Here is a 24513-nt window from a genome sequence, read left to right as displayed (position 1 = left end):
ATAGAGATGCAAACGGAGGTGGGGTATCCACTGGAGAAGCGATAGCGGCCGCCTTTGTCTTCGGGAAATGTCCGCTACTAAGCGGCTTCCAATCAAATTTCCCGAGGCCCCGGGGTCCCCGCAAAGTACTCGGACTAAGCTTCCCTGATTCAACTTCACTTTGTGGGGTGGAGCAGCGGTCGGAAGTGGATACCCCGCCCCTCGTACACCTCTATTACTTCAGTTGACCAATTTCTCAACCAACTCCAATAGGTTATTTTTAACCTATTCCGCATTGTGGTAATATGGAGAAATCAAGGCCAAATGCAGAGGAGTTGTCTTCATGTCCATTCGTTATGCTTTGCTTTCCTTATTGGCGCGTGAGCCTTTAAGCGGTTACGATATCAAGCAGCAAATGAACGACCGGTTCGGTCCCTTCTGGAAAGTGGGCAGCAATCAGGTGTATCCCGAATTGTCCAAAATGGAAGGAGAAGGCCTGGTCAAGCTGCAAGGCATCGAGCAGCAGGCCAACCGCCCCGCCCGTAAATTGTACGAAATCACGGAAGCCGGACGGGACGCCCTTATCCAGTGGACGCTCGAATCGGGGGAGCTGGAGAGAATCCGCGACGATTTTTTGTTGAAGGCCTACAATATTTGGCTTGTCGATCCTGAGCGGATGATCGGACGACTCGAGGAAACCAAGAGGCAGCATGAAGAAAGACTGGCGGCGTATGAAAAAAAGGTCGCCGAACTGGAGACCATGCTTACCACGTCTGACAGCAGGGACCCGATTGCCGCCACCATCTCCGTCGTCGAATTCGGCATTCGATATGAGCGCCTCTATATGGACTGGTGCGATCGATTAATCAAAAAAATGTAGCGCCAAGCAGCATTCCGGCGCGGGGAGCGGTTCTGCGATGGACTCTAATCAGCTTCAACGAATGCGCAGCTATTTGGACAATACGCAAATGACGGTGACGACGGCCTATTATTCCAAAGTGGGGCCGAATTGGCGGAGCATCAACGAGCTTCCGGATGTGAACCGGCTTTATTTTATACGCGAAGGGGAAGGATGGATTCGGCTGCGCGATCGCCTCTACCACCCGAAGCCGGGGCAATTGCTGCTGCTGCCGGCAGGGATGCGGCTGTCGTTCGGCCGGCTCGGCGACAATGGCTTCGGGAAATATTGGTGCCATTTTACGGCAACGGTGGGAGACGTGAACCTGTTTCAAATGCTGGAGCTGCCCCACTGCATTGATGTCCGGGACGAAGCGGGGCTTGAGAAGCAGTTCGAGGATTTGATCGGACTGTACAACAATCCGTCGCTGACGGCTCCGCTGCGCATCAAATCGGTGCTGCTGGAGATCGTATCCGGGTATATGGAAGAAGTGCTGGAGCGGGAGCGGGGGCTGCGGCTTGCGCCGATGTCCGAAACGGGAAAAATCAACACGGTGCTCCATTACGTAGACGAGCACCTGCAGGAACGGATCACGGTTGAAGAGCTGGCGCGGCTCGTGCATTTTCACCCCAATTACTTCATGCAATATTTCAAAACGATGCTGGGGCTTTCCCCGATCGCCTACATTAACCGCAAGCGGATGGATAAAGCGAAGGAGCTGCTGTCCGCAACCGAATGGACCGTGACGGATATAGCCGAGAAGATCGGACTTGAGCTGTACTATTTCTCCCGCGTCTTCAAGAAGCAGACAGGTCTGTCCCCGAGCGAATACCGCAAGCAATTCGCAAGGCGCGGTCCGGCGGCAGAGGAGTAGACGTCGGGGCATCCCTGCAAGCGGGGCGGAAGCCGAAGAAGCCGGACCCGCTGCAGAACGCCGAATCAGGAATGGGAGGGCGCCGTGTGCTTCGTTTTTCTCAGGATGATGGTGAGCGAACCCATCGATATCAAGGCGCCGATGAATCCCATTAACATATCTTTCTGGGTATCGAATACATCGCCCTGCAATCCGAGATAGTCGACTCCGGCTTGTCCGGCCGTGGAAGCGGCCCCCATCTCCACAATTTCGAATAACGCGCTGAACCCGAGCATCGTCATGACTGGAATTCCGTAAGACCAGAAATTGCGCAAGTCTGCGGCCCGGATGAGCAGCTCCCGAAGGCAGTAGGTAAGCCACAGGCCGAACAAAAAGTGAACGACCCGGTCGAAGTAGCTTCTTTGGAGATGAAACGAAGCTTTCAGCCATTGGTCGACCGGCGTATTCTGGTACGTATAATGAGCCGCGAAGACATGTACGCAGAGGAATAGAAAGATCAGCAAATAAGATAGATTCGAGAAGCGGAATGCTTTGTACGTAAACAGCAGGGTGAAAAAAGCCGCGACAACAAGCACGTTTTCCATCAGCCATTGGGTCCGGTCGGTCGGCGAGATCGCCATGACGATCCAATAGACAACAAAAACCGCGAGCAGCAGCTGCAGGATGATGTTACGGGAAAAAGGTATATCCGGGTCCATCAGCCAATGGGTCCCCGTTCCGCCACGAAATGCGGTTTGTCGAGCCATCGTAGCTTCTCCCTTCGGTGATTCAAGATGACCGGCTGTTTCCAGCCGGTTTGGACAATGTTCGTAGTATTGGCAAAATTGTCAATGTCATACCTTGGTGGGCTCACTTATTCGGCAATTCCGGAAGGGCCGATGCTCATCGCTTGGACAAGCCGCCTGCCTTGGGCCAGCGGTAAGGCTCGACATAGCGGATCATCGTCTCGAAGACGGCGGCCCACTGCCGCTCGTTCAAGCTGCCGACCGGCACGCTCCGGTCCACCAGCAGCAGCTTGACGAGATGCTTGAGCTGAGCCGGGGTGAACCATGGCCCGAGCGCGGCGTGCAGCGGGGCGCCGGGCACCCGGAGCGCATGCGTGACGAGCCCCATGAAGCGGGCGTGGTCGCTCGGACGCACGAGCGGCTCCTTTTTGCGGCGTATGGTCAGGATCGCACATTGTACCCGGGGCGGGGGCGAGAAGCGGTCGGGCGATACCGGCTCGGCGAGCTTCAGATCGAACTGCATGCGCCATACCAGGATGCGCGCCTGCGTGACTGGATCAGCCGTAAACCGGCGGGCCGCCCCAAGCTCGACAATCAGCACGCCATGCCGGAACGGGACGGCGGGATGATCCATCAGCCTGCCGAGTACCGCCGTCGTGATGGCAAAAGGGATGTTGGCTACGACGCCAAAAGGCTTGCGGGGGAGCGGCATCTCCAGGAAGTCGGCCTCAATGAGCCGGATGCCTTCCGCTTCTCCGATCTTGCCGCGGAGCTTCTCGGCGAAACGGGGGTCGTTTTCGATGGCAAGCACCTGCCAGCCTTCTTGGGCGAGCGGAATCGTCAACGCTCCGGCTCCCGCCCCGATGTCCAGCACAAGCGGCTGAGGCGAGAGTCGGGCAAGCTCGATCATGCGGCGGACAAGCGATTTATCGCGGATCAGGTGTTGGCCTGAAAAGTTGGAAGGGGTAAAACGCCCCGCTTGACGGGACTGACGTTTGTTTTTTGGCATGACAAATATGCACCTCATTCATTCGTTTTGTGGGAATGAAAAAGGTACAGCACAAATAAACCCGGGCTAATAACTTTTTTTAGCCGGGATTATGTGTTCTGTACCTCACATTACCGTAAACGCATGAATTGAACGCACATTTGGATGCACATGAAAAAATACCTCGTAATTCATTAAAGTCAAAAGGCTCGTGAGCCTTTTTAAAGTATAGCATGGCAGGAAAAGGGACGCCATCCCTAAGGCATGGCACGTTCCATCCCAAGATCAAGGTTTACGCTTGCTGTCCGCTTCGTACGGTTCCCGTTTGAACCGGTTCGGCGTGAGGCCGACCTGCTTTTTAAACAGCTGGCAAAAATACGAGAAGTTGCCAAGCCCGACCGCACGGCCGATGTCCTGCACCGGTTTGTCGGTGGTACGCAGCAGCCAACACGCTTGCCGGATGCGGCGCGCCGTCAAATATTCGGTGATGCTGCTGCCTACCGATTGCCGGAAGACGGCGGATACGTGATTCGGGGACAAATGAATCTCCTGCGCGAGCCGTTCCAGCTCGAAGGGCTCCATGTAATGCTTTTCGATCCAAGCCATAATTTTCTCGGCGGTAGCCGATGCTTTAGGCAGTGCGGGTCGCTCCGTCAGCGGCGAGCCGGCCGGTTCTGCTGCTGATTTCAAGTGATGCACGAATGCTGTCAGGAACAGCAACTGCTCTTCCAGCAGCAGCTCGGCGTCTTCCTTGGGCGCAAGGCGGGGAAGATGGGAACGGAGCAGCGCGTCCATGGCGGCGGGGTCCGTCGTCCGGTACACCTGGGGGGCCAGCGGGTCTTTCCACAGCGATTGGAAAAAAGCCCGAAGTCCGGGAAACGGAGCGAGCGTCTCGTCGAGCACGGAGGGTTCGAAGACGAACAAGGAGCGCACATACGGCTGCTTGGGTAGCTCGCCGATCCGGATGCGATGCAGCTGAAACGGCTTGAAGCAAAAGACGGTGCCGGGCGACATCTGGAAGATTTGTTGTTCTACAACGGCCGTTCCTTGCCCTTCATGAACATATAAAAGCTCCATTCCCTGATGCGCGTGGTAGATTTCGACGAACTCGTTCGTCCGGTCTTTGTAAAACGATAGCTGCACGGGATGACGATTCAGGTTCAAGTAGTTCATCTGTTTCATGCCGGGGACCTCCACCGTAATATAGCAACATTTTATCATAAGAGCGCCAAACTATGCGGGCGTTTTTTTTGTTATGCTGAAAGCATACTTTATTGGCGCGAAAGGAATGGCCTCACAATGATCAAACAGCGGTTAATCGAAGCATGGGAGCATTACCGGGGCAGCCTCGGCGGTCCGTGGGAAGTATGGCGGGCTGACAAGCTCCAGAATCACTACAATGTACCGTGGCACAAAGTGGAGCTGCCGCATACGTACAATGCACTCGACGTCATGGACCCGGACGGCACATATTATCAGGGGCAGGGCTGGTACCGGACGAAGCTCGCGGTGAACAATCCGTATCCGAACGGGCGGACGCTGCTGCATTTTGAAGGCGCCGGACAGCGTACCGATGTCTATGTGTACACGAGCAAGGTCGGCTCGCATCTCGGAGGCTATGACGAGTTCACGGTCGACATTACCGAGGCAGCGGCCGAAGCGGCGGGCATCGAGCGGTATCAAGGGCTGGTCCCGGTAGCGATTGCGTGCGACAACAGCCGAGAGCTGGAGACGATTCCGTCGGATGCGAGCGATTTTAACTTGTATGGGGGCATTTACCGGTATTTGAATCTGGTGTATGTGCCTGCCGTATCTCTTGCCCGGGTTCATGTGGAAGCGGATACGAGCCGCTTGGCGGCGGGGGATGGGAAGCAGAGCTGTACCGTGAAAGTCAGAGCCAAGCTGTACAATCCGAACGCGCAGCGGGAGAGCCTCAAGCTGACGATCCGGCTGACGGACCGCGCAGGAGCTGTGCTTGCGGAATCGAGCGTGAGCTGCCTGCCTTGGGAGGGCGAGAAGGAGCTGGCGGTCTACGAACTGGCCGATCCGCACCTGTGGAGCACGGACGATCCGTATCTGTACGGCTGCACCGTCCGGGCGGAAAGCGTGCATGGCGAGACGGAGCTTGCGGAACGGTTCGGCGTCCGGTATTTCGAGTTCGTCGATCACGGCCCGTTCAAGCTGAACGGCGAGCGGCTTCTGCTTCGCGGCACGCATCGGCACGAGGATCATGCGGGCGTCGGACCGGCGATGACCGAGGAGATGATCCGCTGCGAGATGCAGCTCATCAAAGAGATGGGTGCAAACTTCATCCGTCTCGGCCATTACCAGCAGTCGCGTATCGTGCTGGAACTGTGCGATGAACTGGGTATTCTCGTCTGGGAAGAAATCCCATGGTGCCGCGGCGGCCTTGGCGGCGAAAGCTACCGGCAGCAGTGCCGGGACATGCTGACGGCGATGATCGAGCAGCATTACAACCATCCGTCGGTCATTCTTTGGGGCCTTGGCAACGAGAACGATTGGGAGTGCGATTTCGACTATTTCGATCAGGAAGACATCCGCCGCTTCATGAAGGAGCTCCACGACCTGTCGCATAAGCTTGACCCGAGCCGGTTGACCTCGATCCGCCGCTGCGAGTTTTGCAAAGACATCGTTGACGTGTACTCGCCTTCCATCTGGGCGGGCTGGTACCGCGGCATTTACACCGATTACGAAGCGAGCTGCCGCTCGGCGTTCGACAATGTGCGCTCATTCTTCCATATGGAATGGGGCGCGGACAATTTGCCGACCCGTCATGTGGAGAAGACGTACACGGGCTTCGAATTTATTCCCCGCGGCGACGGCACGACGGACGAGCGCGACGGCGACTACCTGCTGACCGGCGGCGAGCCGCGCGTCTCCCGGGACGGCGATTGGTCGGAGACGTATTTTTGCGAAATGATCGACTGGTACTTGAAGTCGCAGGAGCATATGGATTGGCTGACCGGGGCGGCGCAGTGGTCGTTTAAAGATTTTGCGACGCCGGTGCGTCCGGATTCGCCGATTCCGTATTTGAACATGAAGGGGATCGTCGAGCGCGATTTTACGAAAAAAGAAGCTTATTACGTCTTCCAATCGTATTGGGCAACAAAGCCGATGGTCCACATCTACGGGCATTCCATGCCGGTACGCTGGGGCGCTCCGGGCGAGCGGAAGACGATCAAGGTGTATTCCAACTGCGTGGAGGCGGAGCTGTTCCTGAATGGGCGGAGCCTCGGCATGAAGAAGCGCGATTCGCAAAATTTCCCCGCGGCAGGCTTGCGCTGGGAGACGGCGCTGGAAGCGGGTATGAACCATGTGAAGGTCGTTGCGGTCAAAGACGGCGTCACTGTGGAAGACGAGCTGACCTTCGAATACCAGACGGAGGTCTGGGGCGCTCCTGCGGAGCTGCGGCTGACGGCCGAGCCGCAAGAGGACGGGCGGGTTTATGTGGAAGCACGGGCCTACGATGCCCATGGCGTGTTCTGCCCCGACGTGGCGAGCTTCGTCCGCTTCGGTCTTGCGGGAGACGGCCGGCTGCTGGACGGTTTCGGCACGATCCGCGGTTCGCGGCTAGTTCAGCTCGCAACGGGGCTGGCCGGGATTTACGTCGATCCGCAGGGCGGCTTGCCGGCGGGCATCTCGGTCACGGACTTCGTTACGGCCGGAGGTCCGGCAGCGTCGCTGGTTGGTGGCGGCGGAAAGCCCGGGGCAGAGCATTCACGGGTGTCGGTGGTCAGCGCGGCGTGTGAAGGGATGGCTACGGCATTTATTACGATTTGATTCCGGAGGAGGAGTTTCACGCATGACAGTGATCGATACGAGTAAATGGGCGCAAGCGTCCGATCTGAAGGTGGCGCTCCCGGCGATTTGGGACGCTTTGCAGGTGAAGGTGGACCGGATGATCGGGCAGCTGGGCGAGAAATCGCCGCACGTGGCCAAAGCCGACGGTCTGTACGATGATATGCGGCTGGATTGGTGGACGGCCGGATTCTGGCCGGGCATTCTGTGGATCATGTACGACATGACCGGAAAAGAGCACTACCGGGAAGCCGCATGGCCTTGGGATGAAAAGTTCGAGCAAAAGACGATTCAAGACAACAATTTTCACCACGACGTGGGGTTCCAGTTTCTTCCTACCTCCGTCATCAAATACAAGCTGACCGGCGACAAGGACGCCAAGCGCCGCGGCTTGCAGGCTGCGAACTTCCTCGCGGGACGGTTCAATCTTGCGGGCAGCTTCCTGCGCGCGTGGAATCAAGATAAGATCGGCTGGTCGATCGTCGATTCGTCGATGAATCTGTCCATCTTGTTCTGGGCAGCGCAGGAGATCGGCGATCCCCGTTTTGATCATATCGCCAGAGCGCATGCCGATACGGTCGTGGATAAGTTCATCCGCCCGGACGGCTCGGTGAACCATATTCTCAGCTTCGACCCGCAGACGGGCGAGCTAATCGAGCCGCTCGGCGGCCAAGGCCACGGGCCGGACTCGTCCTGGAGCCGCGGCGCCTCGTGGGCGCTGCACGGTATGGCGAACACGTACCGCTACACGGGCGACAAACGGTATTTGCATGCGGCGCAGCAGGTGGCGCATTACTTCCTGGCCTGCCTGCCGGACGACCACGTGCCGCATTGGGATTTCCGTGCCGCCGACCCGCTCGACGGCGAGCCGCGCGATACGTCTGCGGCGACGTGCGCCGTTTCCGGGCTTATTGAGCTGGGCGCGGCGCTCCCGGGGGCAGAGGGCGCGGTGTACCGCCGTGCAGCGGAGCGCATTCTGCTTTCGCTGACGCAGCATTACGCGACGTGGGACCGTCCCGAGCACGAAGGCATTCTGCTCGAAGGTACGGGCAACAAGCCGGCCGGGCAAAATATCGACGTCTCGTTGATCTACGGCGATTATTATTACGTAGAGGCTATCGCGAAGCTGCTCGGCTGGCGGAATCGGATTTTTTAAGGCTGCGCGCCTTGCTTGTTAATGCTTGATTCGTTATGATAAGGGATACGAATTGGTTGTGAAGCACACACCGTCCATCTCCGTAATGGAGATTGGGCGGTTTTTTATTTTCCGGAGGTGAGCCTGAGGGATGAGATTTCAAGATGCTTACGAAGCTTTTTTGCATGCGCATGTGCAGTTGGCAGCGGGTGAGAGGCTGCGGCGTTTGAAGGAGGGGCTTGGGCATGCCGAGAAGCTTTTTCTGCAAGAAGTGTGGTGGCCAGCTGTCGGACGTTTTGAACACTTGTATCCGGAGTTTGAGGTTCATGACTTCAAGGATGGAACCCGCTACTTGGATTTTGCCTATTTGCGCCCGCCGTTCAAAGTATGCTTCGAAATCGACGGCTATGGTCCGCATAGCCGGGATGCGAACCGATGGCAATTCGCCGATCAGCTTGTCCGACAGAACCATCTGGTGATTGACGATTGGAAGGTGTTTCGCTTTGCTTACGACGATATAAAAGAGAAGCCGAGGCGCTGCCAGCAAATGATCCAGCAACTGATGGGCAGATGGTTCGGGGACGAGAGTGTGCCGATCGCGTTGACCCTGAAGGAAAAAGAAATTGTGCGCTTGCTCGTTCATAAGCAGCGGCGGGTGACCCCTGCGGAAGTGAGCCAACACTTAGGGATAAGCGTGCGGTATGCGCGGGAGCTGCTGCAGAGCCTCTTAAAGCGACAGGTGCTTGTGCCAGCTTCTGGGACCTTGCGCGTTCGGGCTTACCTGCTGAATCCGCATGGGAAGCCGATGTTTTTGTAGCAGGAGTAGGTTTCTAGCAGGTGCTGGAGAAATAGAGCACGTGAGATGCTCTATTTGTTTCTTTTGGCGGGGTGCCGAAATGTAGCGGAACTGAGATGCTTTATACGTGTCGAAAAATATGCATGTGGCGCGGATGGAGGCTGATAGAGGAAATGTACTTCCTCTATTTTCGCAGACACCCCTGGTTCGGAGGGAATAAGTTACTTGAGTTCCTCTATTTTGTACGGGTACTCTTTCGCCGCTTGTCCCTGTCCGAGTATTGGAACCCCTTGCCCCATGCTCTAGCTTTTGGTACGCTAGCCAGCCGTTCGTGGCACGAAAAATGTACCGAAGGAACGTAGAGTGTGGGGGAGAAATTGGGGAGATGCCAAAATACTGCGGGCGGTGCGCAGAGGGCGTGGGTTGTTTTCGCTCATTCGTGCAGCAACGACGGGTCTGTACTCACTGATCATCCGTTATCATAGGGGCTGCTCGTTACGTCGTCTGCATCTACGCACGGTTACGTCTGCCGCAGATTATCTCGTCACGACGCTGGCTACGAGTTGCAACGTCACGTCACCTTACGCTACCATTTGTCCCGCCGTCTGGACCCACGTGCGATCACGTTACCTGCGCCTGTGTACGTTCCGATCGCGACGGCTGCGAGCTGCAGTGTCACGTCGATTGTGTCCACCACCCGTCACGCAGTCTGCACCCATGCACGGTTACGTCTGCCGCCTGCGGTCCCATCTCCCCACTGTCCCTGGCCCGTCTGCGTCCCCCACCCGCTGGCTACGCTTGCGGCGCGGCTACGCTCACGCCGACGCCGGCTTCGCCGCGCATCCGCTGCTTGAACTCCTTCGGCGAGCAGTGATTGTGCCGCTTGAACAGCTTGTAAAACTGGGCCATGTTGGGGATGCCGACCTCGAAGCCGACTTCGACGATGCTCAGATCGCGTGTCAGCAGCAGGCGCTCGGCTTTTTTTACGCGTTTGTAGTTGACGTAATCGACGAAGGAGAGGCCCATGACCTTCTTGAAATACTTGATGAAATAGTGGTAGCTCAGGTTCAGCAGCCCGCACATGTCCTCCACGGCGATTTTCTCGCTCAGGTGCCGGTCGACGTAATCAAGCGCCGGGCGGAGCCGGGTCAGCTCGGTGTCCTCTGCGCCGCCGAGCACGCCCTCCGTGTCGCTGCGCATGAGCAGCAGCATCAGCCGCTTGATCGAAGCGCTGATGGCCAGCTCGTAGCCGCGCATCCGGCTTTGGGATTCTGCGAAGATATCCATGATGAGCGCGTACGCTTCCTGCCGTGCTGCATCATGGTCGTGAAAAATATAATTCAGCTTCCACAGCGGCTGCGTTAGCTCCGAGAAGCAGTGCAGGTAAGGCATCGTGCTCTGGTCGAAATGCTGGGACAAATCGACCTGGAACACGATATAGCGAAGCCTCCCCGGATCGAGCTTGGCCGTTCGGTGCAGCTGCGAGGACCCGAGCACGATCAGATCGCCGGGACCGATGACGGTATACTCATGCTTCGTCTGGATGCCGAGCCGCCCCTCGATGATGGCTAGAAATTCCACTTCCTTGTGGTAATGCCACCGGCATTTCTCCGAAAGTCCGTGGTAGGGCGAATCCGAGAGAATTTCCCATATTTTTAAGAACAACAGCGGGTTCTGGTAAATAACCTCCTCCTCGCTGGCCGTTTCCATTGGCATTTCGACGACGGTTTTCATCGGTTCGCAGACGCACCTCGCTTCGGTGTATACAGTAGCGGCAAGCCATTTTTGAATAGATCCGCTTATAGCCTCTCTAGGCACATTATGCAATTCAGTATATCACGAAACGGACTTCGATGGCAGTTTTGCATACAGACGAAACAGGATTGGGAATATCTTTTTGAAAAGGGATTCACTATACTGTAAGAAACGCTTCAATTCCAATCTGGAGGGACACTCTCATGAGCCAAAAACTGCGCGTAACCGTCTGGAACGAATTCCGTCATGAAAAAGAAAGCGAGATCGTGCGTTCCGTATATCCAAACGGCATTCACACGGCAATCGGCGAAGGGTTGGGCGCGGACTTCGAAGTCGCCTACGCGACGCTGGACGAGCCGGAGCATGGACTGACCGAAGAAAAGCTGAACAACACCGACGTGCTGATCTGGTGGGGCCATAAAGCCCACGGCGACGTTCAGGACGAGATCGTAGACCGCGTGCATCAGCGCGTCCTGCACGGCATGGGGCTGATTGTGCTGCATTCGGGGCATTTTTCGAAAATTTTCAAGAAGCTCATGGGTACCGGCTGCGACCTCAAATGGCGCGAAGCCGACGAGAAAGAGCGCATCTGGGTCGTATCCCCGGGCCACTCGATCGTCGAAGGCATCGGCGAATATATCGAGCTGCCGGCCGAGGAAATGTACGGCGAGCATTTTGACATCCCGCAACCGGACGAGCTGATTTTGGTCAGCTGGTTCGAGGGCGGCGAGGTATTCCGCAGCGGCTGCACGTTCCATCGCGGCCAAGGCAAAATCTTCTACTTCCGTCCGGGTCACGAAACGTACCCGACCTATTACAACGAGCAGGTGCGCCGCGTCATCCGCAACGCCGCCCAATGGGCCGCGCCGACGACGCGCGAGTACCCGAAATACGGTAACCACAAGCCGCTCGAAGCGATTAAAGGGAAAGCGAACGCTTAATCTCCCATCGCCTAGCCACAAGAAAAGACCGCCGCGAAAGTACTGGTTTCCAGCCGTCGCAGCGGTCTTTTCATCGTATTCTCATGGTGCGAGGCGAAGACAGGCATACCCCTTTTTCGAGGACGGCAATAATTTTTGGTAAAGGTTTGCACGGCACGTAAGTCGTAGCGTCCCTGTCGGTCCTTTCCCGACGGCGAAACCGACCGCAAGCTGGCCGGTCTGCTCCACGAAGAGGCGGCGAAGGAACGTCCCGGTACAACTGAAACGGTATGACCAGCCCGTGGCGGCCTTGGCTGGTACGCACCCGACGATTCACCCAAGCCATTCGACTAAAGCCCGAGACGGCATGCGAAAGCATGAACCGCACCGGGCTTTTTGAATATCCGCCTCCCCAACAGCAATCCCCATCATAATTAAGCAAGATATATTAAATAATCAGCAAGATTCGCCCTATGTGGGACAAATTGTGTATGGTAATATGGAAAATAAAGCGCATACATTTAAAATTTTTGAATGAGATACCGATGCAATGAACAAATCTTGCGGTACGGGAGGGATGTTGATTTGACCGATTATACGCATATTCCCACCAATACGGCATTGAACAGCGAACGGATCTACATCCGCTACCGAATGGACGACTGGCAGGAAAGCTGGCCGCTGCACTCGCATGACGGGTACGAGATGTATTTCTTTATTCAGGGCATTGCCAATCTTATTATCGGCGACGACATCTACCAGCTGCAGCCGGGCGATATGCTGCTGTTCAGAGGGGAAGTGCTGCACCGGGTGAATCCGTCGATGGAGGTCCCGTATGTGCGCAGCTACGTCAACTTCACGTCCGATTATTTGCAGGATTTGCTGTCCGGGGACATGCTGCACAAGCTGCTGCAGCTGTTCGAAAAGCCGAGCGGACTGCTGATCCGCTGGAACGAAACGGAGCTGGCCGAGGTGGATGCCGCGTTCAAGGCGGTGTATCTGGAACGCGAGAAGGAGACGTTCGGGTACGATTTCATGATGCGCAGCTTGCTAGGGCAGCTACTTCTCCGGGCGTACCGCAAATCGAAGGAGATGTACGGAGCGTTTCCCGCGCCGGTGATGTCGCAAAAGGAAGCAAACGTCAGGCGTATCCTGCTTTATTTGAACCAAAACTTTAAGGAAGAAGTGAAGCTGGGACGGCTTTCGGCCGTCATGCATCTCAACAAATATTACATGTGCCACTGCTTCAAGGAAATTACCGGCTTTACAATCAACAGCTACTTGGCGCGCAAACGGATCGACGAAGCGAAGAAGCTGCTTCATACCGGCGACGTGCCGGTCGGACATCTGGCCGAGCAATTGGGGTTCAGAGGCGCGGTTCATTTCAGCCGATTATTCAAGCAGCATGTCGGCGTATCGCCGCAAATGTACCGCAAGATGAATCAGGAAAGTTGATGGGGCACGAATGAAAGCGCTCTATTTTTTCGGTGACCGGAACATGCGTCACAGAAAGCTTGAGGCTCCCGGTGTGTAGTGTCGCAAGGCGCGCAGGAGAGAATCGCGCAATGGCTCCTCCGCATTCCGCTTATGATCTTTCATATGGCTGTCTTGTCATCCTGAAGGCGGCGATATCGATAGATAGCAAAATTCGTTAGACGATAACATCAAAAGGGAGTTGTCCGCAATGCAGCGTACTTTGAAACCGGCTTCACTGCTTTTTCTCAGTTTGATCCTCGGCGCCACCGTCACCGCGTGCGGCGGGTCGGGCGGTAAAGAGGCCGGAGGAGCCCCGGCCGGAGGCGAGACGAAGAAAAACGTCACCCTTGATTTCGTATGGTTCACCGACGGGATTGAAGGCGATGTCATGAAGGGGCTGATCAAGGAATACCAAGAGAAAAACCCGCACATCAAAATCAATCTGGTCGAAGTCGCTTTCAAAGATTTGAACACGAAGCTGAAGACAATGATTACCGGCGGGCAGCCTCCCGCTTTCGCCCGGATGACGGATACCGGAGCTTACGCGAAGCAGGCGCTCGATCTCACGCCGTAAGTCGGTTCGGCCGACCAGTTCACGGGGCAGTTCATCGATTCCATCAAGCCGTATTACGTCGTCGATAAAAAGATCATCGCCGCGCCCATGGACTTGACCGCCAACGGCATCCTGTACAACAAGACACTGTTCGACAAAGCCGGTGTCAAGGTGCCGACCGATCCGAACAACGTCTGGACGTGGGACGAGTTCGCGGCTGCGCTCAAGCAGGTCATGGACAAGGGCGGCGCCAAATACGGCCTCGTCTGGGACTCCACGCCTCACCGCTGGTCGACGCTGCTGTACCAATTCGGCGGGAGCATGATCAGCGCCGACGGGACGAAAGCGGCGATCAACAGCCCGGAGGGCGTGCAGGCGCTCGATTACTTCAAGAAGCTGCACAAGGACGGCATCATTCCCGAATCCGTCTGGCTCGGCAGCGAGAATCCGAACAATCTGTTCCGCTCCGGCACCGTCGCCGCCCATCTGGCGGGCAACTGGATGGTCAGCAGCTACAAGGACATTACGAACTTCGAGTGGGGCGTCGCGTACATGCCGAAGGCGAAGCAGCGTTCCTCCGTTCCGGGCGGCAAATACTTGATGGCGTTCCAAGGCAGCAAGGTCGAGAAGGAAGCGGCTGCGTTTATCCAATGGGCGACCTCCAAGGAGATCAACTCGAAATACAACAAAGACTCGCTGTTCATCAGCCCGCGCAAAGACAGCGCGAAGCTTGATTATGCGTTCGGCAAAGAGATGTTCGAGGTGTTCGCGAACGAGCTGAGCGCCACGACGCCGCTTGCGGCAAACGACTGGTCGCGCCAAACGATCGTGCCGAAGTTCTCCAACGACTTGAAAAACAACATCGTCAAAGTGTTGGCCGGCAAAAGCACGTCCAAAGACGCCCTCGACGAAACGGCGAAGCTGATCGACAAGGCGATTCAGGAAGAGAGCAAATAAGACATCGGCGCCGGACGCATCCTCCGGAGGGAGAAAGGGGAGAAGCAGCATGTCACCATCCGTGGCGCGCAAAGGAAAAAGCAGCGGTTCGGTCTGGGGAAGCGGCAAGTGGAAGCGGATCGTCGCGCCTTATTTGTTCGTTTTGCCGAATTTCGCCATCTTCACGACCTTCATCGTCATTCCCGCCATCGTGGGCTTCGTCTACTCATTTCATAAGTACGACGGGCTGAACGACATGGAATTCACCGGTTTTCAAAATTACATGGACATTTTCGCCAACAACGAGTTCTGGGAGACGCTCGGCCGTACGGCCGTCTATGTGGCGATCGCCGTGCCGCTGCTGTATGCCGCCTCGCTTGGCATCGCCATGCTGCTGATTCGGGAGGTGCGGGCCAAAGGCTTTTTCCGCGCCGTCTTTTATTGGCCGACGATGATCGCCTTCATTATCGTCGGTCTGACGTGGAAATGGATATTCGGCGACAGCTTCGGCATCTTGAACTATGTTCTGGTGCTTGCAGGAGCGCAGCCGGTAAAGTGGCTGACCGATCCGTTCTACGCCAATTTGTCGGTCATAGTCGCCACGGTCTGGTCGCGGACCGGCTTTTATATGGTCATCTTCATCGCGGGGCTGCAGGCCATTCCGGCCGATATGTACGAAGCCGCCAGGCTGGACGGCGCATCGCGCTTGCGCACGTTCCTCAGCATCACGCTGCCCCTGCTCAAGCCGACAAGCGTGCTGGTGCTGATGCTTTCGGTCATCGAAACGGTCAAAATGTTCCCGCTCCTGTATTCCCTCACCGGCGGCGGTCCGGGGAAAGATACGACGTTTATCGTCCAATACATTTACGAAACCGGCTTCAGCAAGCAGGAGCTCGGGCTGGCGAGCGCGATGTCGGTTATTCTGTTCGTCATTATCGCAGCTTTTACGGCGCTGCAGTTCCGGCTGACGAAAGGAGGAGCGGTCTGATGCGGGCCATGAAATGGGGCATTTACGCCCTGCTTGTTCTCCTTGCGGTCATCTGGCTGTTTCCGGTCGTCTGGGTTGTTCTCTCGTCGTTCAAAAACAAAGCCGAGCTGTACAGCTTTCCGCCGACGTTCTGGCCGTCGGAATTTACGCTGGAGCATTTCCGCACGGCGTTCGACAAGGGCCGGTTCGGCACGTATTTCTGGAACAGCACGCTGGTCACCGTCAGCTCCACGCTGCTGCTCATCGTCGTGAATACGATGGCGGGCTTCGCTTTGGCGAAGTACCGGTTCAAGGGCGATACGATTCTGCTCGTCGGGTTCATCTCGACGCTCATGATTCCGCTGGAAGTGATCATGACGCCGATTTTCCGGGTCATCGCATCGCTCGGTTTATACAACAATTTGCTCGGGATCATCATTCCGCCGGCGGCGACGCCGACCGGGGTGTTTCTTGTCCGGCAATATTTGCTGACCGTGCCCGACGAGCTGCTGGAAGCGGCGCGGATGGATGGCGCAGGGGAATGGAGGCTATTCACGCGCATCATCCTGCCGATCTGCAAGCCGATTATCGCCGTGCTGGCTATTTTCTCGTTCATGTGGCGCTGGGACGACTTCCTGTGGCCGCTGATCGTCATCAGCGATCCGGGCAAGTATACGATTCAACTCGCGCTGTCCAATTTTATCGGCGAATACAATGTGGATTGGGGCAGCCTGCTTGCGATGTCCACGATCACCATGCTTCCGGTGCTGCTGGTCTTTCTGGCGTTCCAGCGCTACTTCGTGCAGGGCATGGTTACTTCCGGGATGAAAGGATGACATTCAGAATGCAAAAGGGTAACGGGACGATGCTGCGCTATAAGCCGCAGCGGCTGACACATTCGGCCATCAACCGGTGGATGACGACCGGACTGTTCACGAAGGCGATGCGCTTCGAGCCGATGACGATGGAAGGCGATGTGAACGACTGGTTGATCCGCGGATTCGCAATCCATGAGAATCCGTGCCGCAAGGAATTCGTAGAGCGGAGACGTCAGGTGGGTCCGGGAGCGGCTCCGCTTGCCGATTGGCTGCCGGACGGACTGCCGCTGCCGGGGGAACGGTTCGCGGCCCCGCGGCTGTATGCGGATGAAGCAGAGGCAGACGAGGGCTTGTATGCTCCGTTTCAAGGCAGGGAACAGGAAGACAGCCGCTTGCTGTCATGGAACGTCTACTTTCCGTGGGGGAATCCGCGGGTGGAGGCGTCGGGCTTTTATTATGTGCCGACACATATGCTTCGGTACGCTTACACGGTCGTTGTTAGCCCGGCGGCGCACCGCGCCGTGTTCCGGCTCAAGACGTGCGGCTCTGTTGCCTTATGGGCGAACGGCAAGCTGGCGGCGGACTTTACGCCTTTTACTCGCAACCATGAACAGACAACGGAGGTCGAACTGGAGCTTGCCGCGGGGGAGAACGTGTTGACCGTGTGCCACGAGGATTTGGCGGAGCGCGATACGCTGTACCATTTTGCGCTGGAATATACGGGCGGGGAGGCGTTGGAGCTTTGTCTGCCTGCGGGCAGCGCGGCGGAGGCGGAAGCGGTCCGGCGGCTGGAACACGTGCTTGCGGCGGCTTATTTGCCAAGCGATACGGTGACGGACGGTCCGGTGCTGCTGCAACTGCCGGAACCGCCGGCCGAAGAGGTGCGCATAAACGTCGCTTGCAGCAGCTTCTTCGGCGGCGTACGCCGGACGGAGCAGGTGTTGGCGGCGGGACAGCGGCAGCTGAAGCTCGGGGACGCGACGGAGATCGGGACGGAGCATAAATATTTTGACGTAACCGCAGTCATTGGCGGCGTACGGATGACCAAGCCGTTCGGGGTGCAGACGCATACGTGGAAGTATGAACCCGAAGAGGCGGCGTCGCTGACTGAGGCGGAGCGCAAGCGGCTTGCGCTGCGCTGCATCGCCGAAAGCGGCGCCGGAAATATTCACAAGGCGCTGGCGATTCTTGCCGCAGGAGACGCGCCGGAAGCCGCCCGCGAGCTGATCGAGGACGGGCTGGCGGGCATCCGCGACCGGCGCGACTGCGCGGACTTTTATCTCAATGCGCTGTTCCGCTTCTGGCGGGATTACCATGACTGCGGCCAATCCGGGGCAGGGGCTGTGTTCGACACAGCCTTCTGGGAGGAGGTCCGGCAGACGATGCTCGGCTTCCGCTATTGGATCGACGAGCCCGGCGACGATGTAATGTGGTTTTTCAGCGAAAACCACGCGCTGCTGTTCCATACGTGCGAGCTGCTGGCCGGGCAACTGTTCCCGGAGGCCGTGTTTGCGAACAGCGGCGAAAGCGGAGCGGTACATCGGGCGAAGGCAGAGGCGCGGCTGACCGCTTGGTTCGAGCGGTTTTTCGCCGAAGGGCTCGCGGAATGGAATTCGAGCGCCTATATTCCTATCGACATTGTCGGCCTTGTGCAGCTGCACGATTTGGCCGAGTCGTCCGGCTTGCGGGGGCAGGCGAAGCGGGCGCTCGATCTGCTGTTCCGCTATATGACAATAACGGCCCATGACGGCGTGCTCGCCTGCACCTACGGCCGCAGTTACGAGAAGGAGCTGCTCGGCCACTACGCCGCAGGGACGACGTCGCTGCTCTGGGCCGCCTACGGCGTCGGGCATCCGAATGCGTATACGTTCAACGCTTCGTTTTATTTGTCCGGCTACGAGCCGCCGGCTGAATATGCGTTCTGGCAGTCCCTGGATGAAGGGGAAGAGCTGGCGTACCGCTTTGAGCAGGGCAAGGACGGCTATGCGAAGCTTGCCCACTACCGGACGCAGGCGTTCTCGCTGTCCAGCATCGCCGATTTCCGCCCGGGCGCGCGAGGGTATCAGGAGCATGTGGTGCACGGGGCGATGACGCCCGAAGCGCAGGTGTGGGTCAATCACCCGGGCGAGGTGTACCCGTTCGGCTCGGGCAGGCCTTGCTTCTGGGCGGGCAACGGCTATTTGCCGAAGGTCGGCCAGCATCGGGCGCTTGCGCTGCTGCTGTTCGACATCGGAGCGGAGTACGACGCGGATTACACTCACGCGTATTTTCCGACCTTTGCTTTTACGAGCGAGGCCGAAGGTGACGGCTGGCGGTTCGCCGCTTGCGGAGACGCTTATGTTGCTCTGTATGCCGCCGGCGGGATGACGCTGACCGAATCGGGCCCGAACCGCGGGCGCGAGCTTGTCTCCCCGGGACGCCGCAATGCGTGGATCGTCCGCTTGTCGGACCGGTTCGAAAGCGGATCGTTCGGGCAATTCGCGGAGCGCATGCGGGCAAGCGGGGCACAGGCTTCGCTGCGCGAGCTGAGCTTGACGCTGACCGACCCGGCCTACGGTGAGGTGACGTTCGCATGGAACGCCCCGCTGCGCGTTCAAGGTCAGCCGATTCCGGCTGGCGGCTGCGGGGTGGAAGGCTGTCTGGAGCGAAAAAGGAGGTCTGCCCTATGCCCGTGACGGAACAGACGCTGCTGGATGCGATCTCCCGCGTCTCCAAGGCGATGAAATCGATGAAGAACGAGGGCTTGAACGAAAAGTACCCGATCGGTCTGATCGATATGAATTTGTGGGAGTGGCCGCAGGGCGTCGGCTTGTACGGCATGTATCAATATTTCGAGGAAACGAAAGACCCGGAGGCGCTCCGTTTTCTGCTCGGCTGGTACGACGACCGGCTTCGCGAAGGTCTGCCGGAGAAGAACGTCAATACGTGCGCGCCGCTGCTCACGCTTGTCAAGCTGTGCGAGCTGACGGGCCGTCAGGACTATATCCGCGTCTGCGACGAGTGGAGCCGCTGGGTGATGGACGGGCTGATCCGCACCGGCGACGGCGCGTTCCAGCATATGATTACCGGCGATCCGAACGACGGTCAGATGCTGATCGATACGCTGTTCATGACCGTGCTGTTTCTGGCGAAAGCCGGGCTCTATTTCGGGCGGTCCGAATACGTGGAGGAAGCAAAGCGGCAAATGCTCGTGCATATCAAGTATTTGTACGACGTGAAAAGCGGGCTGTTTTTCCACGGTTGGGACTTCAACGGCCGGCACCATTACGGCGCGGTGCATTGGGGCCGGGGCAACGGCTGGTACGCATGCGGCATCGTTGATTTTCTCGATATGGTGCCGCTTGAGGAAGGACTGAAACGGTATTTGCTTGATACGCTGCGGGCCCAGGCGGAGGCGCTTGCCACACTGCAGCACCGGGACGGGCTGTGGCATACGGTGCTGGACGATCCGTCGTCGTACGTGGAGGCGTCCTGCGCGGCTGCGTTCGGCTACGGCATGCTGAAGGGCGTGCGCCAAGGGTACTTGAGCCCGTCGTATGCGGAAGCCGGCGGCAAAGCGCTGCGCGCGGTGCTGGCGCAGATCGACGAATACGGGATCGTACGGCAGGTCTCGTACGGCACGCCGGTCGGCGGCGACGCGCAGTTCTACAAGGACATCCCGCTCTCGCCGATGACCTATGGGCAAGCTCTCGCCTTGCTGCTGCTGATGGAAGGTTTGCGGCACGCAAGGCGTACCAGTTAAGCGGGATGCCGCTTCCTTTGGCACCTGTCGGTTCCGTCCGGCAGGTGTTTTTGTGTCCGGAATTCCTTGCAGAGCGGACCCGTTTGTTCGATAATAAAACGATAGAGCTTTTTGCCACGTATTGGAGTGAAATCGAATGATCGAGCCGCAGGAACAAATTGACCGCAAAGCCATCATCGTCTGGAGATGGAGCGGATTCATCGCTTCGACGGTTTCCGCTCTGCTGGCCGCCGCCGTATTTTATCTCGCGCATCGCTTTCATTGGCCGGGGTGGATTCCCGTTGTGCTCGTGGCGGGCGTGCTGGCGGAAATCGTCCTGACGGTTCTTGTCATGCCCGAGCTGCGCTGGAAACGGTGGCGTTACGAGGTGCGGGAAGACGAAATTATGCTGCAGCAAGGGGTCATGTTCGTCAAGCGGACGCTCATTCCGATGGTGCGCATCCAGCATGTCGATACGCATCAAGGTCCGCTGCTGCGGGCCTACGGGCTGGCGGGCATTACGTTCTCCACGGCGGCAGGCAGCCATCAGATTCCCGCGCTGACCAGCGAGACGGCGGAAGTGCTGCGCGTGCGGATTGCGGAGCTGGCGAAGGTGTCCCATGAAGACCTCTGAGGGAAGGCTTCACCCGTTTGCCGCCGTATTCGTCTCGCTGCAGATCGTCAAAGGACTCATCGTTCCGCTCATCGTGATTTTTCTTTCCAAGCATTCGCGTTCCGGGTCAGGTACCCCGCTTTATTTTCAAGTCGGTTGGAGTTTGGCTGCGTTGGTAGGCTCCATCGTATGGGGATTTTTGTCCTGGCGCCGGTTCCGGTACGAGGTGTCGGACGAGCAGCTTAAGGTGACGCAGGGCGTATTCGTGCAAAAAAAGACGTTCATCCCGCTGGAGCGTATCCAGTCCGTCGATGTGACGGAGGGAGTGCTGCACCGCTTGCTCGGACTCGTCCGCGTCGAGGTACAGACCGCCGGGGGCCAGAAGCCGGAGGCGGTATTCTCGGCGCTCGCCCGCGGGGATGCCGCGCGGCTGCGGAACATGCTGGAGCCGGGGAAAGCGCCTCATGGTCAAGGTAAAGATCAAGGGCAGCCCGAGCCCGGGGTCTTATCTGCCGGGAGCGAGCCTTCCAAGCTGCGGTTGACCTACAAGCTTCCGGCCGGAAGCTTGTTCATCGCCGCGCTGACCACGGGTGGATTCGGGGTGTCCGTTTCTTTGCTGGCGGCGGCCATGGGCAAGCTTGACGAGCTGTTTCCGGATTTCCATGTGTATCGTTACTTGTGGAATGCGCTCGATGCGGCGATGATCCCTTTGTTCGCACTGGGTATTTTGCTGGTGGCTTGGATGATTGCGGCGATCGCGTCCGTCTTGAAGTTCGCAAACTTTACAATTACGCGCAAAGAAAACAAGCTGCTTCTGACCCGAGGCTTGCTGGAACGCCGGCAAGTGACTGTACCGCTCCGCCGGATTCAGGCGATCCGCATCGTGGAGGAGCCGCTGTGGCAGCTTTTCGGCTATTCGGCACTTTATGCCGAAACCGTCGGCTATGGCGCACAAAAAGGGGAGAACGCGCATTTGTTCCCACTGCTCCGCAATCGCGAGATCGGCGAATTCGTGAGGCGGATGACGCCTCAATTTGAGGTTCCGGCTTCGCTGAAGCATCATCCGCTGCCGCGGCGGGCGCTGTGGTGCTATGCGCTGCCTGCTCCGCTCGTGCTGGCGCTGGCTGCGGCAGCCGCCGGTTTGATCGCCCCATGGGCCTATGCCGGGCTGCTGCTGTGCCCGCTCGTCATGATCTGGCAAGGGTGGAGGTACCGGAGCGCAGGCTGGAGTCGGGAAGGCCGGATGCTCGTCTTGCGTTTCCGCCGGTTGGCGAAGACGACGGCGGTTATCCCGCTGTCGCGGGTGCAGTCCGTCAGTGTGGAGATCGGGCCGCTTCAGCGCAGGCTCGGCTTGTCCACCTTGCAAATTGCTGTAGCGTCGGGCGGACGAGGCGCATTTTTCCGTCTGGCGGGCTTGCCGGAGCAAGAGGCGCGGGAGCTGGCGCGCTGGTATATGGACCGGAATAAACGATAGCCGCTTAGCCGATAGGCTTTCTCCCGGAAATCGAGCGCGCATTGTCGCGATGAGAACGATTCGAAAAACGAACAAGCAGGAGTGAACTGTCCAAATGAGCAGCATCCGACCGAGCGGTCCCCAAGATCTTGATATTTTAGTTGAGCTGTGGCTGCAGGAATCCTTGACCGCCCATCCGTTTATCGATGCGGAATATTGGCGGACGAATGCGGAAGAGATGAAGACGAAGTATTTGCCGATGGCAGACACGGCTGTGATCGAGGAAGACGGACACGTCGCAGGGTTTGTATCCATGGTGGACGACTACCTGGCCGCCTTGTTTATCGATAGCAGGCATCACAAGAAAGGGCTGGGCAAGCAACTGCTCGACCATGTCAAACAAGACCGGACCGCGATCCGGCTGCAGGTGTACCGCGAGAACGAGCGTGCTGTCCGCTTCTATGAGAAGCAAGGCTTTCACATCGAAGAGGAAATGATCGACGAAGCGACGTCGACGGAAGAGTACCGGATGGTATGGATGAGGAATGATAAATAGATTGCTATGAATCGGAAAAGGCTGCCGCGGGCAGCTTTTTTCTTTTTGTCGGCTTGTGGTTGGATTAGGCTTTCCGTGTCGGATTATATGTCGTCACAAAAATGTAATGAAAATATTTATTGTGTACTATTTGAATATATGTTATACATTATATATAGACGTTGCAAAACCAACAGCAAGCTTGGGAGGGGTACCGGAATGACAGGAACAATTGGCGTAAGCGGGATGGGAAGGATCGGCAGATTGCTGGTTCGCCGCGCTTTTGATACGGATGAGAACGGGATGGGCCTGCAAGCGATTAACTCACTATACCCAGCGGGCACGATTGCCCATTTGCTCAAATATGACACCATACATGGAACATGGAAGGCCGATATCCGCGAGGAAGGAAACGATCTTATCATTAACGGTAAGCGCATCCGCATCGTGTTCGAGCGCGACCCGGCAGCCATTTCGTGGAAAGACCTCGGCGTGGAACTGGCCATCGACGCGACAGGCAAGTTCAACGACCGGGAAGGCGCTTCGCGGCACCTGACGGCTGGCGCGAGCAAGGTGCTGATTACGGCGCCGGGCAAGCACATGGACTTGACTGTCGTTATGGGCGTCAACGACGACCGTTACAACGCCAAGGAGCACACGCTACTGTCGGCCGCGTCCTGCACGACGAACTGCGTCGCTCCGGTGCTGCATGTGCTGGATCAGGCGTTCCAAGTGAAGAACGGCTGGATGACGACCGTTCATTCGTACACGAACGACCAGAAGCACATGGACAACCCGCATTCCGATTTGCGCCGCGCGCGCGCCTGCACGCAGTCGATCATTCCGACGAGCACGGGCGTAGGTAAAGCGCTGATCGACGTGCTGCCGCACCTTGCGCCGCACGTGAACGGCATCTCGGTCCGCGTTCCGACGCCGGACGTATCGCTGGTCGACCTCACCGTACAGGTGAAGCGGCCGGTTCAGCTGGAGGAAGTGCAGGCGGCGTTCCGCCAAGCGGCGGAAGGCCCGATGGCCCGCTATTTGGGCTACAGCAACGAGCCGCTCGTGTCTTCGGATTTTATCGGCTGCGATCAATCGGCGGTCATTGACGGCCAGTCGCTGATGGTGGCTGGGGATCAGATCAAAGTGCTGGCTTGGTACGATAACGAATGGGCGTATGCGAGCCGGGTAATGGATTTGGCGAAAGTTGTTTCCGAAACCATGAAAAAGGAGAGCGATGAAGCGTGGAAAGAAGCCCTCGTGTAGTGGAGAAGGAAGTGCACCTCGGGACGATTCTGTGCAAGCATTGCCATCAAGTCATCGGTACGCAGGATACGCGAAAAGTTACGGTGTATTACAGCGAATGCAGTCATGATCACTGCTTGGACGGCCGGGGACGTTCCCTGGTAGCGGACGGGTCAGCCGGATCACACACCGTCTTCGAAGCTTGACGCGCCTGTTCGATATAAACAGCCAGATCAATATAGCAGCATAAGAAAAAAGCCGGACCGGCCCTGCGACGAGCTTATAGCGTCGCGGGAGCCTGCCGGCT

20 protein-coding genes and 1 pseudogene are annotated in these 24513 nt (G+C 57.6%); 17 read left to right on the top strand and 4 right to left on the bottom strand.

Annotation, left to right across the window (positions count from 1 at the left end; all coding sequences use genetic code 11):
• The first annotated feature begins 322 nt into the window (after positions 1–322).
• Both QMG93_RS28580 and QMG93_RS28575 read left to right on the top strand, forming a co-directional pair.
• Complete coding sequence (locus QMG93_RS28580) at positions 323–859, top strand: PadR family transcriptional regulator (RefSeq protein WP_010494864.1); 537 nt, start codon at positions 323–325, stop codon at positions 857–859.
• Positions 860–896: 37 nt separating this feature from the next.
• Complete coding sequence (locus tag QMG93_RS28575; protein WP_281942647.1) at positions 897–1751, top strand: helix-turn-helix domain-containing protein; 855 nt, start codon at positions 897–899, stop codon at positions 1749–1751.
• A 65-nt stretch (positions 1752–1816) separates the two neighbouring features.
• Here the strand turns inward: QMG93_RS28575 and QMG93_RS28570 are convergent, their stop codons facing one another.
• The 3 genes from QMG93_RS28570 to QMG93_RS28560 form a co-directional block, all read right to left on the bottom strand.
• Positions 1817–2497: a DUF2238 domain-containing protein gene (locus QMG93_RS28570; RefSeq protein ID WP_281942645.1), complete on the bottom strand. Its 681-nt coding sequence runs from the start codon at positions 2495–2497 to the stop codon at positions 1817–1819.
• A gap of 136 nt (positions 2498–2633) precedes the next feature.
• A complete protein-coding gene (gene erm, locus QMG93_RS28565) occupies positions 2634–3485 on the bottom strand; it encodes a 23S ribosomal RNA methyltransferase Erm (protein WP_281942643.1) in 852 nt (283 codons plus the stop codon).
• 264 nt (positions 3486–3749) lie between these two features.
• On the bottom strand, positions 3750–4646 hold the full coding sequence (locus tag QMG93_RS28560) for an AraC family transcriptional regulator (RefSeq protein WP_281942641.1): 897 nt from the start codon (positions 4644–4646) through the stop codon (positions 3750–3752).
• 117 nt (positions 4647–4763) lie between these two features.
• Here QMG93_RS28560 and QMG93_RS28555 point away from each other — a divergent pair, with 117 nt between their 5' ends.
• The 3 genes from QMG93_RS28555 to QMG93_RS28545 all read left to right on the top strand — a co-directional run bounded on the left by QMG93_RS28555 (position 4764) and on the right by QMG93_RS28545 (position 9235).
• Positions 4764–7265 (top strand): glycoside hydrolase family 2 protein, encoded by a 2502-nt coding sequence (locus QMG93_RS28555; RefSeq protein ID WP_281942639.1) that lies wholly within the window; start codon positions 4764–4766, stop codon positions 7263–7265.
• Between the two features lie 22 nt (positions 7266–7287).
• Entirely contained in the window at positions 7288–8439 is a 1152-nt protein-coding gene (locus QMG93_RS28550; protein ID WP_281942637.1) for a glycoside hydrolase family 88 protein, read from the top strand.
• A 130-nt stretch (positions 8440–8569) separates the two neighbouring features.
• Complete coding sequence (locus tag QMG93_RS28545; RefSeq protein WP_281942634.1) at positions 8570–9235, top strand: DNA-binding response regulator; 666 nt, start codon at positions 8570–8572, stop codon at positions 9233–9235.
• A gap of 771 nt (positions 9236–10006) precedes the next feature.
• On the opposite strand, the gene QMG93_RS28540 is transcribed toward QMG93_RS28545, so the two are convergent.
• Positions 10007–10948, bottom strand: coding sequence for a helix-turn-helix domain-containing protein (locus tag QMG93_RS28540; protein ID WP_281942633.1), 942 nt, complete (start codon positions 10946–10948; stop codon positions 10007–10009).
• A 224-nt stretch (positions 10949–11172) separates the two neighbouring features.
• On the opposite strand from QMG93_RS28540, the gene QMG93_RS28535 reads away from it, so the two are divergent.
• The 12 genes and pseudogenes from QMG93_RS28535 to QMG93_RS28480 all read left to right on the top strand — a co-directional run bounded on the left by QMG93_RS28535 (position 11173) and on the right by QMG93_RS28480 (position 24412).
• A complete protein-coding gene (locus QMG93_RS28535; protein ID WP_281942631.1) occupies positions 11173–11910 on the top strand; it encodes a ThuA domain-containing protein in 738 nt (245 codons plus the stop codon).
• A gap of 564 nt (positions 11911–12474) precedes the next feature.
• Positions 12475–13344 (top strand): AraC family transcriptional regulator, encoded by an 870-nt coding sequence (locus QMG93_RS28530; RefSeq protein WP_010494853.1) that lies wholly within the window; start codon positions 12475–12477, stop codon positions 13342–13344.
• A gap of 229 nt (positions 13345–13573) precedes the next feature.
• Positions 13574–14875 (top strand): annotated as a pseudogene (locus tag QMG93_RS28525) (ABC transporter substrate-binding protein).
• Between the two features lie 49 nt (positions 14876–14924).
• Complete coding sequence (locus tag QMG93_RS28520; protein ID WP_281942628.1) at positions 14925–15842, top strand: carbohydrate ABC transporter permease; 918 nt, start codon at positions 14925–14927, stop codon at positions 15840–15842.
• Positions 15842–16657 (top strand): carbohydrate ABC transporter permease, encoded by an 816-nt coding sequence (locus tag QMG93_RS28515; RefSeq protein WP_281942626.1) that lies wholly within the window; start codon positions 15842–15844, stop codon positions 16655–16657. Before QMG93_RS28520 ends, QMG93_RS28515 begins: the two co-directional genes overlap by 1 nt.
• 8 nt (positions 16658–16665) lie before the next feature.
• Positions 16666–19314, top strand: a complete 2649-nt coding sequence (locus QMG93_RS28510) for a hypothetical protein (protein WP_281942624.1) — start codon at positions 16666–16668, stop codon at positions 19312–19314.
• Positions 19305–20381, top strand: coding sequence for a glycoside hydrolase family 105 protein (locus QMG93_RS28505; RefSeq protein ID WP_108535013.1), 1077 nt, complete (start codon positions 19305–19307; stop codon positions 20379–20381). Before QMG93_RS28510 ends, QMG93_RS28505 begins: the two co-directional genes overlap by 10 nt.
• A gap of 136 nt (positions 20382–20517) precedes the next feature.
• Entirely contained in the window at positions 20518–20994 is a 477-nt protein-coding gene (locus QMG93_RS28500) for a PH domain-containing protein (RefSeq protein WP_281942620.1), read from the top strand.
• On the top strand, positions 20981–22447 hold the full coding sequence (locus tag QMG93_RS28495; RefSeq protein WP_281942617.1) for a PH domain-containing protein: 1467 nt from the start codon (positions 20981–20983) through the stop codon (positions 22445–22447). The genes QMG93_RS28500 and QMG93_RS28495 overlap by 14 nt, the downstream gene beginning before the upstream one ends.
• 94 nt (positions 22448–22541) lie before the next feature.
• Positions 22542–22982 carry an N-acetyltransferase gene (locus QMG93_RS28490; protein ID WP_281942615.1) on the top strand — a complete coding sequence of 147 codons (441 nt, stop codon included), beginning with the start codon at positions 22542–22544 and terminating at the stop codon, positions 22980–22982.
• A gap of 198 nt (positions 22983–23180) precedes the next feature.
• Positions 23181–24227 carry a type I glyceraldehyde-3-phosphate dehydrogenase gene (gene gap, locus QMG93_RS28485; RefSeq protein ID WP_281942613.1) on the top strand — a complete coding sequence of 349 codons (1047 nt, stop codon included), beginning with the start codon at positions 23181–23183 and terminating at the stop codon, positions 24225–24227.
• Positions 24206–24412 carry a GapA-binding peptide SR1P gene (locus QMG93_RS28480; protein ID WP_281942611.1) on the top strand — a complete coding sequence of 69 codons (207 nt, stop codon included), beginning with the start codon at positions 24206–24208 and terminating at the stop codon, positions 24410–24412. The genes gap and QMG93_RS28480 overlap by 22 nt, the downstream gene beginning before the upstream one ends.
• The last annotated feature ends 101 nt before the right edge of the window (positions 24413–24513 follow it).

This window comes from Paenibacillus tyrphae (assembly GCF_027925525.1).
Classification (GTDB): Bacteria; Bacillota; Bacilli; order Paenibacillales; family NBRC-103111; genus Paenibacillus_G; species Paenibacillus_G tyrfis_B.
This window is presented reverse-complemented; position numbering and strand designations above follow the sequence as displayed.